The sequence below is a fragment of the Streptomyces sp. NBC_00878 genome (assembly GCF_026341515.1).
Classification (GTDB): domain Bacteria; phylum Actinomycetota; class Actinomycetes; order Streptomycetales; family Streptomycetaceae; genus Streptomyces.
In genome coordinates, this window is record NZ_JAPEOK010000001.1 from 9,230,981 (window position 1) to 9,248,170 (window position 17,190).

Consider the following 17,190-nt stretch of genomic DNA (forward strand, 5'->3'; position numbering starts at 1 on the left):
GGGGGGCCACGCCCCACGGCAGCGCGGGCTCCGACCGGGGCCGCCGGCCTCTTCAGAAGCGGCTCACAACGCTCCCAGCCCCCGCACCCGAACGGGCCGCGACGGCTCCTCGGGGCCCTCCTCCCCGTCCCGCTGCACGACCACCCGCTTCCCCGTCCGAAGCGTCATATAGCGCTCGATCTCCGGCTCCTCCCAGCCATCACCCGAGTCAGCCACCACCAGCCCGCCCCCGGTCCGTCCGCGGGCGGGCGCCCACACCTCCAGCTCCAGGCCGCCGTCCTCGCCGCGCACCGGCAGGACGGCTCCCGCACGCGCCAGGACCGGAATCCGTGACAAGGGGGCGTCGATCAGCACCCGCGCGGGCCCCTCGTACACCTCCTCGGTCACCGTGTCGTACCAGCGCCCCCGTGGCAGCTGCACCGCACGCCGGTCGGTGCCCGGGTCCAGCACCGGCGCCACCAGAAGACAGTCACCGAGCAGGAACGCGTCCTCGCAGTCGCGCAGCGCCCTGTCCTCCGGCGCGCCCCACCACACCGGTCGCACGTAGGGCGCACCCGTACGGCGTGACAGATGCGCCAGCGTCATGAAGTACGGCAGCAGCCGCCGCCGTTCGACCAGCGCCACGCGCGCGTGCCGGAGGACGTCGTCCCCGAACTCCCAGGGCTCCCTGCGCCCCGCCCGCAGACTCGCGTGCGTACGGAACAGCGGCAGATACGCGCCCAGCTGGAACCAGCGCAGATACAGCTCGGGGGAGGGGCTCCCGTCGAAGCCACCCACATCGGGACCCGAATACGGCACCCCGCACAGCCCGAGGCCCATCACCAGCGACAACGACGCCCGCAAACCGGGCCACCCCGTGGTCACGTCCCCGGACCAGGTCCCCCCGTAGCGCTGCATTCCGGCCCACCCGGAGCGCGAGAACAAGAACGGCCGCTCCTGGGGCGTCAGTTCACGCAGACCTTCGTAGCCCGCCCGCGCCATGCAGAGCGCGTACACGTTGTGCGCCTCACGATGGTCACCGCCACGACCCTCCAGGTCGTGCCGCGCCGAACGGGGCAGCGTCGCCTCCCCGAAGGCGGTGAAGGACACCGGCTCGTTCATGTCGTGCCAGAAACCCGCGAATCCCTGAGAGAGCCGCTCTTCGTAGAGGCCGCCCCACCACCGGCGCGTACGCGCGCGCGTGAAGTCCGGATAGACCGACTCACCCGGCCAGAGGACTCCACACACCGGCCGCCCGGCGGAGTCCCGCACGAAGGCGTCCTCGGCTGTCCCGCTGTCGTACACGGCGTTTCCCGGTTCGGCCTTCACCGCCGGATCCACGATCGACACCAGCCGGATCCCGTCCCGGCGCAGTTCCTCGGCGAGCACCGGCAGCTTCGGGAAGCGGTCCCGGTCGACCGTGAACACCTGATGCGCGTCGAAGTGGTCGATGTCGAGGTGCACGGCTTCCAGCGGCAGCCCGCGCTCGTGGTAGCCGCCGACGATCCGCCGTACCTCCTCCTCGCTGCCGAAGCCCCACCGCGCGTGATGGTGCCCCAGAGCCCAGGCCGGCGGCAGCGCGGCGGCTCCCGTCAGGGACGCCCAGGTGTGCAGCACGCGCGCGGGAGCACCCACCATCACCCAGCAGCGCAGTGGCCCGCCGTCCATCCGGAGGTCGCTCGTCCCGGCCCGGTCGTGCCCGGACCCGGCGCCCTCCTCGCCCTCGCGGAGGGTCACCCGGCCGTCCCACGTGCTGTCGTGGAACACGAGGTGAGTGGCCGCGTCGGCCACCACCATCTGCACCGGCATGGTGATGTACAGCGGGTCGTCGCCGGGCCCGACGGAGTGGCCCGGATCGGTGTTCCACAGCCGATACGTTCCGTCGCGCAGCCGGGGCCCCGACGCGCGTCCGCCCAGACCGAAGAACCGCGCGTCCGCGGCCACTTCGGACCGCTGCATCCAGCGCGCCTCCCCGCCGCCGACCGGCTCCCACCACCGCGGCGGCAGATCCTTGCGCAGGGTCACCCCGCCCGGCGTACGCACCTCCACCGCGCCGTGCCGCGAGACGACGACCGTCATGCGCTCCGCCACGACCCGCCACGCGCCGTTCTTGTCCGGCTCCAGCACGGCCCTGGGGTCCGGTTCGGGAGAGGGACCCGCGAGCGCGTACGACGGCTCGGGCCGTGCCCCGTCCCAGCCCCAGAAGACGGCTCCGCCAGCCGTGACAGTGATCCGCAGGTCCGACCGGGTGAACCGGACGACCCCACCACCGGGACCCGGCTCCACACTCAGTACGGGGCCGGGAACCCGCGCCCGCTCGGCACCCCGCGGCGGCAGCCCCGAGGCGTCGGTACGCCTCCTGCGCCACGCGGCCCGCACAGTACGCAGCCTCTGGGCCGCCCCCGTCGAACCGATCGCCTTCACCGAACGCACCAGGTCACGACCGTCCATGCTGCTCAGCCTGCCACTCGAAACGGCCGAACAACGAGTCGTTCAACTTCCGTTCACCCGTGGTGGGACCACATCTTCACGAGCCGGACTATGTGGGGCTCGCCCTGGTGCGGCAGTCGATCACATGGCATCGTCCGTGTGAGCCGCGTGACGCGCACACCCCAGCCCGTGCGCGGTACACGCACACGACGCGCACAGTCCGGGAGCCGCCCCATGACCTCAGCGAACCCCTCGCCGCTCTGGCAGCCCGACCGGGACCGCATCGACCGGGCACAGATCACCCGATTCCAGACCTGGGCGGCCGAGCGCCACGGAGCCCCCGCCGAAGGCGGCTACGCCGCTCTGCACCGCTGGTCCGTGGACGAACTGGACACGTTCTGGAAAGCCGTCACCGAGTGGTTCGACGTACGGTTTTCGACCCCCTACGCGCGCGTGCTGGGCGACCGATCGATGCCAGGCGCCCAGTGGTTCCCCGGAGCCACCCTCAACTACGCCGAGCACGCCCTGCGAGCGGCCGACACCCGAGCGGACGAACCCGCCCTCCTCCATGTCGACGAGACCCACGAACCGACCCCGGTCAGCTGGTCCGAACTACGCCGCCAGGTCGGCTCCCTGGCCGCCGAACTCCGCGCCCTCGGCGTACGCCCGGGAGACCGCGTCAGCGGCTACCTCCCGAACGTGCCCCAGGCTGTGGTCGCCCTCCTCGCCACCGCGGCCGTCGGCGGCGTGTGGACGTCCTGCGCCCCCGACTTCGGCGCCCGCAGCGTCCTCGACCGCTTCCAGCAGGTCGAACCCGTCGTGCTCTTCACGGTCGACGGCTACCGCTACGGCGGCAAGGAGCACGACCGCCGCGACACCGTTGCCGAACTGCGCCGCGAACTGCCCACTCTGCGCGCCGTCGTCCACATCCCACTGCTCGGCACCGAGCCTCCCGAGGGCGCTCTGGAATGGTCGGCCCTCACGTCGGCGGACGTAACACCCGTCTACGAAGAGGTCCCTTTCGACCACCCCCTGTGGGTGCTCTACTCCTCCGGCACGACCGGCCTCCCCAAAGCCATCGTCCAGTCCCAGGGCGGCATCCTCGTCGAGCACCTCAAACAGCTCGGCCTCCACTGCGACCTGGGCCCCGAGGACCGCTTCTTCTGGTACACGTCCACCGGCTGGATGATGTGGAACTTCCTCGTCTCCGGCCTCCTGACAGGCACCACGATCGTCCTGTACGACGGCAGCCCGGGTTACCCGGACACAGCCGCCCAGTGGCGCATCGCCGAACGCACCGGCGCCACCCTCTTCGGCACCTCGGCGGCATACGTCATGGCCTGCCGCAAAGAGGGCGTCCACCCCTCCCGCGACTTCGACCTGTCCCGCGTCCACTGCGTCGCCACCACCGGCTCGCCCCTGCCGCCCGACGGATTCCGCTGGCTGCACGACGAGGTGCGCGACGACCTGTGGATCGCCTCCGTCAGCGGTGGCACCGATGTGTGCTCCTGCTTCGCGGGAGCGGTACCCACCCTTCCCGTGTACATCGGCGAACTCCAGGCACCGGGCCTCGGCACCGATCTTCAGGCCTGGGACCCGAGCGGCAAGCCCGTCACCGACGAGGTCGGCGAACTCGTCGTCACCAACCCCATGCCGTCGATGCCCATCCGCTTCTGGAACGACCCCGACGGCAGCCGCTACCACGACAGCTACTTCGACACGTACCCCGGAGTGTGGCGACACGGCGACTGGATCACCGTCACCTCGCGCGGCTCCGTCGTCATCCACGGCCGCTCGGACTCCACCCTGAACCGCCAGGGCGTACGCATGGGGTCGGCCGACATCTACGAAGCCGTCGAACGCCTCCCCGAGATCCGCGAGTCCCTCGTCATCGGTGTCGAACAGCCCGACGGCGGGTACTGGATGCCGCTTTTCGTCCACCTCGCTCCAGGCGCCGTACTCGACGACGCACTCCTCGGACGCATCAAACAGACCATCCGCGAACAACTCTCCCCGCGCCACGTCCCCGACGAGGTCATCGAAGTACCCGGAGTCCCGCACACCCTCACCGGCAAGCGCATCGAGGTCCCGGTCAAACGCCTCCTCCAGGGCACCCCCTTGGCAAAGGCGGTCAACCCCGGCTCCATCGACAACCTCGACCTGCTCCACTTCTACGAAGAGTTGGCCCGCAAGCGCGCCTGACCAACCCGGACGGGAGCCGGCCTCGGACCCGCCCAGCCCGACGGCGAAGCCCGGAGCCGCCCGCGCAACCATGACCCCCTGTATGCGACCTGAGCGACACTCGGCAGTGTTATTGCCCTGAACTGCACGTTCCTGCGCTCGCACGGCATTGTCAGTGCCGCCGGTTACGGTGAGTGAGCATTGATCGACTGCGCACAGGGGGAAAACAATGGCGCACACCCAGCACCAGACCATGCGACGCGTCCTGCGTCGTGAAATCGCCGGCACCATCGGCCTGCTGACCGACGAGCAGGACTTCACCGCCATGCGGCGGCGCTACCGCACCTTCGCCTTCGACGACCACACGAGCTATCTCCAGCAGGTGGAAGCCCTGCTCCGGACCCTCGCGTCCCAGGGCGGCCACACCACGGTGGCACTCTTCGACCCCGAGGAGTACGCGGAGTTCTGCGCCGAGCACGGCCTGGAACCCGACACCCCATCGAGCCGCACCCGCTTCACCGCGGAACTCGCCTCGACAGGCGCGACCGTCCCGTACGAGGGACAGCCCCTCGACCACCTCGTCCCGCACCTCATCGACGAAGCCGTCCGACAGGCCACTTGGGAGTACGCGACGACGCTGCTGTCCCGCATCGGCACCTGCGCGTCCTGCGGCGAGGACATCGGCCGAGCCTCCTTCGTCCGCGCCTCCGGCCTGCTCGTCCGCATCCTCGATGCCTCGGGCCCTGGTGAGCGCCACCTGGTGTGCAGCGTCTCCACGGAACCCGAAACACTCGTCGCGGTCCTCCGGGCCGACGACGACCAGCATGGAAAACCCTGCCTGGACGAAGCCGAAGCCCTCGAATTCACCACGGTCCTCGCGCTGGGCATCGCCACCCAGAGCGCCGGAGGCCTCGTCATGCGCACCAGCACCTCCGACACCACCGACCGGGTCTACGGCTGGCGCCTGCGCGGCGAAGGCCTGGAACCGCTCACCGCCGGAGAAGTCTTCGACGCCTACTGCACCGACGTCGAATCCGGCGACCTCGTCTCGCCGGAGTCCGGCGTCGACTACTGCGCACCACCGGACCTCGGAGAGGACGGACCCACGACACAGCACACGCACTGAACACACGAGGGGCGCCCCACCCTCAGGCGGAGCGCCCCTCGACCACGGCCGATCCGTGCCGACGGCACACGACACGGACGACTACTCGCCGGACAGCACCGCCTGAGCCGCCGTGCGTGCTTCCTCGGCACTGTCGCAGGCACGCGCGGCCGCAGCGGCGCGCTCGCACTGCGCCAGCGTGTACTTGGCCAGCGTCGCGCGCACATAAGGAAGCGACGCGGCACCCATGGAGAGAGAGGTGACACCCAGACCGGTCAGTACACACGCGAGCAGCGGGTCCGAAGCTGCCTCGCCACAGACGCCACAGCTCTTGCCCTCGGCCTTGGCCGCGTCGGCGGACAGTGCGACCAGGTCCAGCAGTGCGGGCTGCCACGGATCCTGCAGCCGGGACACGGCACCCACCTGGCGGTCGGCGGCGAAGGTGTACTGCGCGAGGTCATTGGTTCCCAGCGACAGGAACTCGACCTCCTGCAGAACCGACCGCGCCCGCAGCGCGGCCGACGGAATCTCGACCATGGCACCGAACTTCGCCTGGAGGCCCGCATCACGGCACGCGTCGGCGAACGCCTTGGCGTCGGCACGGTCCGCGACCATCGGCGCCATCACGTCGAGGTAGACCGGCAGCCCCTCGGAAGCCTTCGCGAGCGCCGTCAGCTGCGTCCGCAGCACATCCGGGTGGTCGAGCAGAGTGCGCAGCCCGCGCACGCCCAGCGCCGGGTTCGGCTCATCGGCCGGCGTCAGGAAGTCGAGCGGCTTGTCGGCGCCCGCATCGAGCACCCGCACCACGACCCGCCCCTCAGGGAAGGCCTCAAGTACCTTGCGATATGCCTCGACCTGCTTCTCCTCCGACGGCGCGTTCTTGCTGTCGTCGAGGAAGAGGAACTCGGTACGGAACAGACCCACGCCCTCGGCACCGGCCGCGACCGCAGCGGGCACGTCCGCGGGACCACCGATATTCGCCAGCAGCGGCACCTTGTGCCCGTCCGACGTGGCACCGGGCCCGGTCGAGGCGCCCAGCGCCGCCTTGCGCGCCGCGGCCGCGGCCTCCATCTCGGCCTTCTTCTCCGCACTCGGATTCACGAAGATCTCGCCGGTACTGCCGTCCACGGCGATCAGCGTGCCCTCGGCAAGCTCACCCGCCCCCGGCAGCGCCACCACGGCGGGAACACCGAGCGCCCGAGCCAGGATCGCGCTGTGGCTGGTCGGCCCACCCTCCTCGGTGACAAAACCGAGGACCAGCGTCGGGTCCAGCAGAGCGGTGTCGGCGGGCGCGAGATCACGAGCGATGAGGACGTACGGCTCGTCGCTGTCGGGCACACCCGGCATCGGCACACCGAGGAGCCGGGCGACGATACGGTTCCGCACATCGTCGAGGTCCGCCACACGTCCGGCGAGGTACTCCCCCGCATTCGCCAGCAGGGCGCGGTACGAGGCGAACGCGTCGTACACCCCGCGCTCGGCCGTGCTGCCGACCGCGATACGCCGCTCGACATCGGCCATGAGCTCCGGGTCCTGGGCCATCATGGCCTGGGCTTCGAGAACAGCCTGTGCTTCGCCGCCCGCCAGATTGCCGCGCGCCATCAGGTCGGCCGCGACGGCTTCCACGGCCTTGCGGGCGCGGCCCTGTTCGCGCTCCGCGTCCTCCGTCGGTATCTGCTTGGCAGGCGGCTCGAGCACCGCCGTTCCCATGTGCCGAACCTCGCCGATCGCCACACCGTGGCTCACGCCGACGCCTCGCAGCGTTGTCTCCATGTCACCCGTCTCCGATAGAGCGGCGGGTCCCGCCGCCGCGATGGTTGTCGTGCCTGCTGTTCAGGACGGCAGGGAAGTCAGTGCCAGCCGAAGAGAGCGTCGCCAGCCTTCACGTCTGCGTCAACGCTGACATCGGAGAGGGACTCGGCTGTGGCTTCGAGTGCCACGATGGGGCAGATGGGAGACTTGCCGGCGGCCTCGACGGCAGCCGGGTCCCAGCGCACCACGGACTGGCCGCGCTGCACCGTGTCGCCCTTGTTGACGAGCAGCTCGAAGCCCTCGCCGTTGAGCTGAACGGTGTCGATACCGAGGTGCGTCAGTACGCCATGACCCTGATCGTCGACCACGACGAAGGCGTGCGGGTGAAGCGAGACAACAACGCCGTCGATGGGCGCGACGGCAGCCGAGGCCTCCCGGACGGGGTCGATCGCGGTGCCGGGGCCAACCATCGCTCCGGAGAAGACCGGATCAGGTACGGCTGCGAGTCCGATGGTGCGTCCTGCTAGAGGGGACGTCACGGTGGTCATGGGAAGCCTCCCAGGGGTGGAGATTCAAATGGGCCGTCGCTGCCTGTCCTGCACGGCACACTGCCCAGCAGCGTAAGTCATAAGAAGTGGCGGTTCCGCACGAGAGAACCCGGTTGGCGACCGCAGAGCACGGCACAAACGATTTGCGTCCGCTCCGCAGCCGCATGTAGGGTCGTACCCCTGCTTGAGGCCAAGTGGCGCGACCAAGCGCCCTTGCCTGGCAGCATCCAACTTGTCGGATCCTATCTCGGGGTCTGGTTCTGCATGTCCGCAGAACCGTGGTCAGAGAGACGGAAAATCCCTGATAGAGTTTGGAAACACCGAAGGGAAGCGCCCGGAGGAAAGCCGCGAGAGATTATCTCGGGTGAGTACGAAGGAAGCGTCCGTTCCTTGAGAACTCAACAGCGTGCCAAAAATCAACGCCAGATATGTTGATACCCCGTCCACCGCATTATGTGGTGGGTGGAGGTTCCTTTGAAAAAGTCCTGCCGGGCATGGTCCCGGCAGGCGCACAGCGAGGACGTTGTGAACAGCCGGGCTTATTCCGTCCGACTGTTCCGCTCTCGTGGTGTTGTCCCGATTACGGGAATACATTCACGGAGAGTTTGATCCTGGCTCAGGACGAACGCTGGCGGCGTGCTTAACACATGCAAGTCGAACGATGAAGCCCTTCGGGGTGGATTAGTGGCGAACGGGTGAGTAACACGTGGGCAATCTGCCCTTCACTCTGGGACAAGCCCTGGAAACGGGGTCTAATACCGGATAACACTCCTGCCCGCATGGGTGGGGGTTGAAAGCTCCGGCGGTGAGGGATGAGCCCGCGGCCTATCAGCTTGTTGGTGAGGTAGAAGCTCACCAAGGCGACGACGGGTAGCCGGCCTGAGAGGGCGACCGGCCACACTGGGACTGAGACACGGCCCAGACTCCTACGGGAGGCAGCAGTGGGGAATATTGCACAATGGGCGGAAGCCTGATGCAGCGACGCCGCGTGAGGGATGACGGCCTTCGGGTTGTAAACCTCTTTCAGCAGGGAAGAAGCGCAAGTGACGGTACCTGCAGAAGAAGCGCCGGCTAACTACGTGCCAGCAGCCGCGGTAATACGTAGGGCGCAAGCGTTGTCCGGAATTATTGGGCGTAAAGAGCTCGTAGGCGGTCTGTCGCGTCGGATGTGAAAGCCCGGGGCTTAACCCCGGGTCTGCATTCGATACGGGCAGACTAGAGTGTGGTAGGGGAGATCGGAATTCCTGGTGTAGCGGTGAAATGCGCAGATATCAGGAGGAACACCGGTGGCGAAGGCGGATCTCTGGGCCATTACTGACGCTGAGGAGCGAAAGCGTGGGGAGCGAACAGGATTAGATACCCTGGTAGTCCACGCCGTAAACGGTGGGAACTAGGTGTTGGCGACATTCCACGTCGTCGGTGCCGCAGCTAACGCATTAAGTTCCCCGCCTGGGGAGTACGGCCGCAAGGCTAAAACTCAAAGGAATTGACGGGGGCCCGCACAAGCAGCGGAGCATGTGGCTTAATTCGACGCAACGCGAAGAACCTTACCAAGGCTTGACATCGCCCGGAAAGCATCAGAGATGGTGCCCCCCTTGTGGTCGGGTGACAGGTGGTGCATGGCTGTCGTCAGCTCGTGTCGTGAGATGTTGGGTTAAGTCCCGCAACGAGCGCAACCCTTGTTCTGTGTTGCCAGCAACTCCTTCGGGAGGTTGGGGACTCACAGGAGACTGCCGGGGTCAACTCGGAGGAAGGTGGGGACGACGTCAAGTCATCATGCCCCTTATGTCTTGGGCTGCACACGTGCTACAATGGCAGGTACAATGAGCTGCGATGTCGCAAGGCGGAGCGAATCTCAAAAAGCCTGTCTCAGTTCGGATTGGGGTCTGCAACTCGACCCCATGAAGTCGGAGTTGCTAGTAATCGCAGATCAGCATTGCTGCGGTGAATACGTTCCCGGGCCTTGTACACACCGCCCGTCACGTCACGAAAGTCGGTAACACCCGAAGCCGGTGGCCCAACCCCCTTGTGGGGAGGGAGCTGTCGAAGGTGGGACTGGCGATTGGGACGAAGTCGTAACAAGGTAGCCGTACCGGAAGGTGCGGCTGGATCACCTCCTTTCTAAGGAGCGTCTAGGCCGCCGGGTTCACTTGGTGGTCCAGGGCCATTACGTCGGCACACGTCCGACGGTGGTTGCTCATGGGTGGAACGTTGATTATTCGGCCGGGTTCACGGGTCGGAGGCTGCAAGTACTGCTCTCGCAAGAGAGTGTGGAACGCATGATCTCCGGACGGGACCGGGCCGGGCACGCTGTTGGGTGTCTGAGGGTACGGCCGGTTGATCGGCTGCCTTCAGTGCCGGCCCCAGTGAACTCGCCCGTGAGGGTGGGGTGGTGGGTGGTTGGTCGTTGTTTGAGAACTGCACAGTGGACGCGAGCATCTGTGGCCAAGTTTTTAAGGGCGCACGGTGGATGCCTTGGTACCAGGAACCGATGAAGGACGTGGGAGGCCACGATAGTCCCCGGGGAGTCGTCAACCAGGCTTTGATCCGGGGGTTTCCGAATGGGGAAACCCGGCAGTCGTCATGGGCTGTCACCCACATCTGAACACATAGGGTGTGTGGAGGGAACGCGGGGAAGTGAAACATCTCAGTACCCGCAGGAAGAGAAAACAACCGTGATTCCGGGAGTAGTGGCGAGCGAAACCGGATGAGGCCAAACCGTATACGTGTGAGACCCGGCAGGGGTTGCGTATGCGGGGTTGTGGGATCTCTCTTCTGTCGTCTGCCGGCGACAGGACGAGTCAGAAACCGTTGATGTAGGCGAAGGACATGCGAAAGGTCCGGCGTAGAGGGTAAGACCCCCGTAGTCGAAACATCAACGGCTCGTTTGAGAGACACCCAAGTAGCACGGGGCCCGAGAAATCCCGTGTGAATCTGGCGGGACCACCCGCTAAGCCTAAATATTCCCTGGTGACCGATAGCGGATAGTACCGTGAGGGAATGGTGAAAAGTACCGCGGGAGCGGAGTGAAATAGTACCTGAAACCGTGTGCCTACAAGCCGTGGGAGCGTCGCGCAAGGAACTTGTTCCTTGCGTCGTGACTGCGTGCCTTTTGAAGAATGAGCCTGCGAGTTTGCGGTGTGTTGCGAGGTTAACCCGTGTGGGGAAGCCGTAGCGAAAGCGAGTCCGAACAGGGCGGTTTAGTAGCGCGCTCAAGACCCGAAGCGGAGTGATCTAGCCATGGGCAGGTTGAAGCGGCTGTAAGAGGTCGTGGAGGACCGAACCCACCAGGGTTGAAAACCTGGGGGATGACCTGTGGTTAGGGGTGAAAGGCCAATCAAACTCCGTGATAGCTGGTTCTCCCCGAAATGCATTTAGGTGCAGCGTCGTGTGTTTCTTGCCGGAGGTAGAGCACTGGATAGGCGATGGGCCCTACCGGGTTACTGACCTTAGCCAAACTCCGAATGCCGGTAAGTGAGAGCGCGGCAGTGAGACTGTGGGGGATAAGCTCCATGGTCGAGAGGGAAACAGCCCAGAGCATCGACTAAGGCCCCTAAGCGTACGCTAAGTGGGAAAGGATGTGGAGTCGCAGAGACAACCAGGAGGTTGGCTTAGAAGCAGCCACCCTTGAAAGAGTGCGTAATAGCTCACTGGTCTAGTGATTCCGCGCCGACAATGTAGCGGGGCTCAAGCGTACCGCCGAAGTCGTGTCAATCCAGCATGAGGGCCAACGCCCGCTGGGTTGGGTAGGGGAGCGTCGTGTGCCGGGTGAAGCCGCAGCGGAAGCTAGTGGTGGACGGTTCACGAGTGAGAATGCAGGCATGAGTAGCGATACACACGTGAGAAACGTGTGCGCCGATTGACTAAGGGTTCCTGGGTCAAGCTGATCTGCCCAGGGTAAGTCGGGACCTAAGGCGAGGCCGACAGGCGTAGTCGATGGATAACCGGTTGATATTCCGGTACCCGCTGTGAAGCGTCAAACATCGAACCTTCTGATGCTAAGACCGTGAAGCCGTTCCGGACCCTTCGGGGAAAGGAAAGTGGTGGAGCCGTCGGCCCAAGGTGGTAGTAGGTGAGTGATGGGGTGACGCAGGAAGGTAGTCCAGCCCGGGCGGTGGTTGTCCCGGGGTAAGGGTGTAGGCCGTGTGGCAGGTAAATCCGTCACACATTGAGGCTGAGACCTGATGCCGAGCCGATTGTGGTGAAGTGGATGATCCTATGCTGTCGAGAAAAGCCTCTAGCGAGTTTCATGGCGGCCCGTACCCTAAACCGACTCAGGTGGTCAGGTAGAGAATACCGAGGCGTTCGGGTGAACTATGGTTAAGGAACTCGGCAAAATGCCCCCGTAACTTCGGGAGAAGGGGGGCCATCACTGGTGATAGCACTTGCTGCTTGAGCTGGGGGTGGCCGCAGAGACCAGCGAGAAGCGACTGTTTACTAAAAACACAGGTCCGTGCGAAGCCGTAAGGCGATGTATACGGACTGACGCCTGCCCGGTGCTGGAACGTTAAGGGGACCGGTTAGTCACATTTCGGTGTGGCGAAGCTGAGAACTTAAGCGCCAGTAAACGGCGGTGGTAACTATAACCATCCTAAGGTAGCGAAATTCCTTGTCGGGTAAGTTCCGACCTGCACGAATGGCGTAACGACTTCTCGACTGTCTCAACCATAGGCCCGGTGAAATTGCACTACGAGTAAAGATGCTCGTTTCGCGCAGCAGGACGGAAAGACCCCGGGACCTTTACTACAGTTTGATATTGGTGTTCGGTTCGGCTTGTGTAGGATAGCTGGGAGACTGTGAAGCGGGCACGCCAGTGTCTGTGGAGTCGTCGTTGAAATACCAGTCTGGTCGTGCTGGATGTCTAACCTGGGTCCGTGATCCGGATCAGGGACAGTGTCTGATGGGTAGTTTAACTGGGGCGGTTGCCTCCCAAAGGGTAACGGAGGCGCCCAAAGGTTCCCTCAGCCTGGTTGGTAATCAGGTGTTGAGTGTAAGTGCACAAGGGAGCTTGACTGTGAGACCGACGGGTCGAGCAGGGACGAAAGTCGGGACTAGTGATCCGGCGGTGGCTTGTGGAAGCGCCGTCGCTCAACGGATAAAAGGTACCCCGGGGATAACAGGCTGATCTTCCCCAAGAGTCCATATCGACGGGATGGTTTGGCACCTCGATGTCGGCTCGTCGCATCCTGGGGCTGGAGTCGGTCCCAAGGGTTGGGCTGTTCGCCCATTAAAGCGGTACGCGAGCTGGGTTTAGAACGTCGTGAGACAGTTCGGTCCCTATCCGCTGTGCGCGTAGGAGTCTTGAGAAGGGCTGTCCCTAGTACGAGAGGACCGGGACGGACGAACCTCTGGTGTGCCAGTTGTCCTGCCAAGGGCATGGCTGGTTGGCTACGTTCGGGAGGGATAACCGCTGAAAGCATCTAAGCGGGAAGCCTGCTTCGAGATGAGGGCTCCCACCCACTTGATGGGTTAAGGCTCCCAGTAGACGACTGGGTTGATAGGCCGGATGTGGAAGCCTCGTAAGGGGTGAAGCTGACCGGTACTAATAGGCCGAGGGCTTGTCCTCAGTTGCTCGCGTCCACTGTGTTGGTTCTGAAACCACGAACAACCGTTGTAGCCATGGTCACGGCTCCGGTTTGTCAGTTTCATAGTGTTTCGGTGGTCATAGCGTGAGGGAAACGCCCGGTTACATTCCGAACCCGGAAGCTAAGCCTTACAGCGCCGATGGTACTGCAGGGGGGACCCTGTGGGAGAGTAGGACGCCGCCGAACGAATATTGCAGAAAGCCCCCGCACTTCGGTGCGGGGGCTTTCTTGCGTTTACGGACGCCGACCGAACCCCCTCCGCACTGCGGGCAGATGCCGGAGGGTAAGGTCAGGGGGCATCGTTGGCACGTTCCCACAGGAGGCCCCCGGGTGGAGGTCCAGGAGACCCGCGTCCAGACAGACCGGGTCCTCACCATCCCGAACATCCTCAGCATGGCGCGTCTCGCAGGCGTGCCCCTCTTCCTGTGGCTGATTCTCAGGCCGGAGTTCGGCGGTCCCCACAGTGACGGTTGGGCACTCCTGGTGCTCATGCTGAGCGGCATCAGCGACTATTTGGACGGCAAGCTCGCACGTCGCTGGAACCAGATCAGCAGCCTCGGCCGGCTGCTGGACCCCGCGGCTGACCGGCTCTACATTCTGTCTACTTTGCTTGGGCTCACCTGGCGCGAGATTCTGCCGCTGTGGCTGACGAGTGTCCTGCTGGCCCGTGAGCTGGTTCTGCTGGTCATGGTGGGCGTCCTCAGGCGGCACGGCTATCCGCCTCCGCAGGTGAACTTCCTTGGGAAGGCTGCTACGTTCAACCTGATGTACGCCTTCCCGTTGCTGCTTCTCAGTGACGGAAGTGGTTGGCTTGCATCACTCGCTGCTATTTTCGGATGGGCGTTCGCGGGATGGGGTACAACGCTCTACTGGTGGGCAGGGATCCTCTACGTGGTTCAGGTCCGCCGCCTTGTCCGCGCGGACACCATGGCCGATTGAGCTCGCCGAATGGGCGGCCGTTAGTGGCCTCTGATGGCCCGCAAGCAGAATGTGCGGGACAATCTGACGGGTGAAGTCGGCTAGACCGTCGTCTCTTCAAGGAGGACGCTTCCGACATGAAGGCCGTCGTGATGGCCGGAGGCGAAGGCACACGCCTGCGCCCCATGACCTCAAGCATGCCCAAGCCGCTCCTGCCCGTGGCCAATCGCCCGATCATGGAGCACGTGCTACGGCTGCTCAAGCGGCATGGGCTCAATGAGACCGTCGTTACTGTCCAGTTCCTGGCCTCTCTCGTCAAGAACTATTTCGGTGACGGTGAAGAGCTCGGTATGGAGCTCACCTATGCCAATGAGGAGAAGCCACTCGGTACTGCCGGCAGTGTCAAGAACGCCGAGGAAGCGCTGAAGGACGACACCTTCCTCGTGATCTCCGGTGACGCTCTGACCGACTTTGATCTCACAGATCTGATCAATTTCCACAAGGAAAAGGGCGCGCTGGTCACTGTTTGCCTGACCCGTGTCCCGAATCCGCTGGAATTCGGTATCACCATTGTGGACGAGGAAGGCAAGGTCGAGCGTTTCCTCGAGAAGCCGACCTGGGGCCAGGTTTTCTCGGACACGGTGAACACGGGTATCTACGTCATGGAGCCAGAGGTATTCGACTATGTCGAGGCCGATGTCTCCGTCGACTGGTCCGGCGATGTCTTCCCCCAGCTGATGAAGGAGGGCAAGCCGATCTACGGCTATGTCGCCGAGGGGTACTGGGAGGACGTAGGCACCCATGAGAGCTATGTGAAGGCGCAGGCCGATGTCCTGGACGGCAAGGTCGACGTCGAGCTAGACGGCTTCGAGATCTCGCCGGGTGTGTGGGTCGCCGAGGGCGCCGAAGTGCATCCGGACGCGGTGCTTCGCGGGCCGCTCTACATCGGCGACTACGCCAAGGTCGAGGCCGACGTCGAAATCCGCGAGCACACCGTGGTGGGCTCCAATGTCGTCGTGAAAACCGGGGCTTTCCTGCACAAGGCAGTGCTGCACGACAACGTGTACATCGGCCAGCACAGCAATCTGCGCGGCTGTGTCATCGGAAAGAACACCGACATCATGCGGGCCGCGCGCATCGAGGACGGCGCCGTCATCGGGGACGAATGCCTGGTCGGTGAAGAATCGATTGTTCAGGGCAATGTACGGGTCTATCCGTTCAAAACCATCGAAGCCGGCGCCTTCGTCAATACGTCGGTCATCTGGGAGTCCCGAGGCCAGGCTCATCTCTTCGGAGCCCGTGGGGTCTCCGGGATCCTGAACGTGGAGATCACGCCCGAGCTCGTGGTACGCCTCGCGGGCGCGTATGCGACGACACTCAAGAAGGGCTCGACCGTCACGACCGCCCGTGACCACTCCCGTGGTGCCCGTGCGCTCAAGCGGGCGGTCATCTCGGCGCTGCAGACCAGCGCCATCGACGTACGGGATCTGGAGAACGTACCGCTGCCGGTCGCGCGGCAGCAGACCGCGCGGGGCAGTGCCGGCGGGATCATGATCCGGACGACGCCCGGGGTTCCCGACTCCGTCGACATCATGTTCTTCGACGGGCGTGGGGCGGATCTGTCGCAGGGGAGCCAGCGGAAGCTGGACCGGGTGTTCGCGCGGCAGGAGTACCGACGCGCGTTCCCCGGCGAGATCGGGGACCTGCACTTCCCGGCCAGTGTCTTCGACTCGTACACCGGTACCCTGCTGCGGAATGTGGACAACACCGGGGTCGCCGAGTCCGGGCTCAAGGTGGTCGTGGACGCGTCGAACGGCAGTGCCGGACTGGTGCTGCCCAGCCTCCTGGGCAAGCTCGGGGTCGACTCGTTGACCATCAATCCCGGTCTTGACGAGTCTCGGCCCACGGAGACCGCAGATGCCCGCAGGTCGGGGATGGTGCGGCTCGGGGAGATCGTGGCGTCCGCGCGGGCCGCGTTCGGGGTGCGATTCGACCCCGTCGGCGAGCGGTTGTCGCTCGTCGACGAGAAGGGGCGGATCATCGAGGACGACCGGGCGCTGCTCGTGATGCTCGACCTCGTGGCCGCCGAGCGGCGGAGCGGGCGGGTGGCGTTGCCGGTAACCACCACGAGGATCGCCGAGCAGGTGGCGGCGTACCACGGGACCCAGGTCGACTGGACCACGACGTCACCGGACGACCTGACGCGCGTCGGGCGCGAGGAGTCGACGATCTTCGGAGGCGACGGGCGCGGTGGCTTCATCGTGCCCGAGTTCAGCAGCGTCTTCGACGGTACCGCCGCCTTCGTACGGCTCATCGGTCTGGTGGCGCGGACCCAGCTGACGCTCAGCCAGATCGACGCGCGGATTCCGCGGGCGCACGTCCTCAAGCGTGACCTCGCTACTCCCTGGGCGGTCAAGGGACTTGTGATGCGGCGCGTCGTCGAAGCGGCGGGTGACCGGTTCGTGGACACGACCGACGGCGTACGGGTGGTGGAGACCGACGGCCGCTGGGTGATGGTTCTTCCGGACCGGGCAGAGGCGGTCACGCATCTGTGGGCCGAAGGGCCCGATGACGCGTCCGCGCAGGCGCTGCTCGACGAGTGGTCGTCGGTGGTGGACAGCGCCGGTCGCTGAGGGGCACGCGCGCGTGCCGGACGGCGCCCTCAAAGGGGCCCGTCCGGCACGACGGTGGG

General features: G+C 65.2%; 7 protein-coding genes and 3 rRNA genes. 7 read left to right on the forward strand and 3 right to left on the reverse strand.

All coding sequences use genetic code 11. The features are described from left to right. Window positions 1-63: 63 nt before the first annotated feature. Complete coding sequence (locus tag OHA11_RS40080) at window positions 64-2,430, reverse strand: TIM-barrel domain-containing protein (protein ID WP_266504992.1); 2,367 nt, start codon at window positions 2,428-2,430, stop codon at window positions 64-66. 213 nt (window positions 2,431-2,643) lie between these two features. On the opposite strand from OHA11_RS40080, the gene OHA11_RS40085 reads away from it, so the two are divergent. Together OHA11_RS40085 and OHA11_RS40090 are read left to right on the forward strand one after the other, a co-directional pair. Then, on the forward strand, window positions 2,644-4,611 hold the full coding sequence (locus tag OHA11_RS40085; RefSeq protein ID WP_266504995.1) for an acetoacetate--CoA ligase: 1,968 nt from the start codon (window positions 2,644-2,646) through the stop codon (window positions 4,609-4,611). Between the two features lie 208 nt (window positions 4,612-4,819). After that, window positions 4,820-5,716 carry a hypothetical protein gene (locus OHA11_RS40090; RefSeq protein ID WP_266504997.1) on the forward strand — a complete coding sequence of 299 codons (897 nt, stop codon included), beginning with the start codon at window positions 4,820-4,822 and terminating at the stop codon, window positions 5,714-5,716. A gap of 81 nt (window positions 5,717-5,797) precedes the next feature. On the opposite strand, the gene ptsP is transcribed toward OHA11_RS40090, so the two are convergent. Continuing rightward, complete coding sequence (ptsP, locus tag OHA11_RS40095) at window positions 5,798-7,468, reverse strand: phosphoenolpyruvate--protein phosphotransferase (protein WP_266504999.1); 1,671 nt, start codon at window positions 7,466-7,468, stop codon at window positions 5,798-5,800. Window positions 7,469-7,545: 77 nt separating this feature from the next. After that, a complete protein-coding gene (locus OHA11_RS40100) occupies window positions 7,546-7,995 on the reverse strand; it encodes a PTS glucose transporter subunit IIA (RefSeq protein ID WP_266505001.1) in 450 nt (149 codons plus the stop codon). Window positions 7,996-8,588: 593 nt separating this feature from the next. On the opposite strand from OHA11_RS40100, the gene OHA11_RS40105 reads away from it, so the two are divergent. From OHA11_RS40105 to OHA11_RS40125, 5 genes are all read left to right on the forward strand, one after another. After that, window positions 8,589-10,116, forward strand: a 16S ribosomal RNA gene (locus tag OHA11_RS40105). A gap of 322 nt (window positions 10,117-10,438) precedes the next feature. Continuing rightward, window positions 10,439-13,561, forward strand: a 23S ribosomal RNA gene (locus OHA11_RS40110). Between the two features lie 88 nt (window positions 13,562-13,649). Further along, window positions 13,650-13,766: ribosomal RNA gene (rrf, locus tag OHA11_RS40115) — 5S ribosomal RNA — on the forward strand. The 16S, 23S and 5S rRNA genes sit together here, the layout of an rRNA operon. A 144-nt stretch (window positions 13,767-13,910) precedes the next feature. Then, window positions 13,911-14,519: a CDP-alcohol phosphatidyltransferase family protein gene (locus tag OHA11_RS40120; RefSeq protein WP_266505003.1), complete on the forward strand. Its 609-nt coding sequence runs from the start codon at window positions 13,911-13,913 to the stop codon at window positions 14,517-14,519. 116 nt (window positions 14,520-14,635) lie between these two features. Further along, complete coding sequence (locus OHA11_RS40125; protein ID WP_266505004.1) at window positions 14,636-17,131, forward strand: mannose-1-phosphate guanyltransferase; 2,496 nt, start codon at window positions 14,636-14,638, stop codon at window positions 17,129-17,131. The last annotated feature ends 59 nt before the right edge of the window (window positions 17,132-17,190 follow it).

Excerpts from the sequence above, each read along its gene's own strand:
- OHA11_RS40100 (WP_266505001.1), bottom strand. The coding sequence starts at position 7,995 with ATGACCACCGTGACGTCCCCTCTAGCAGGACGCACCATCGGACTCGCA.
- OHA11_RS40090 (WP_266504997.1), top strand. The coding sequence starts at position 4,820 with ATGGCGCACACCCAGCACCAGACCATGCGACGCGTCCTGCGTCGTGAA.
- OHA11_RS40085 (WP_266504995.1), top strand. The coding sequence starts at position 2,644 with ATGACCTCAGCGAACCCCTCGCCGCTCTGGCAGCCCGACCGGGACCGC.
- ptsP (WP_266504999.1), bottom strand. The coding sequence starts at position 7,468 with ATGGAGACAACGCTGCGAGGCGTCGGCGTGAGCCACGGTGTGGCGATC.
- OHA11_RS40125 (WP_266505004.1), top strand. The coding sequence starts at position 14,636 with ATGAAGGCCGTCGTGATGGCCGGAGGCGAAGGCACACGCCTGCGCCCC.
- OHA11_RS40080 (WP_266504992.1), bottom strand. The coding sequence starts at position 2,430 with ATGGACGGTCGTGACCTGGTGCGTTCGGTGAAGGCGATCGGTTCGACG.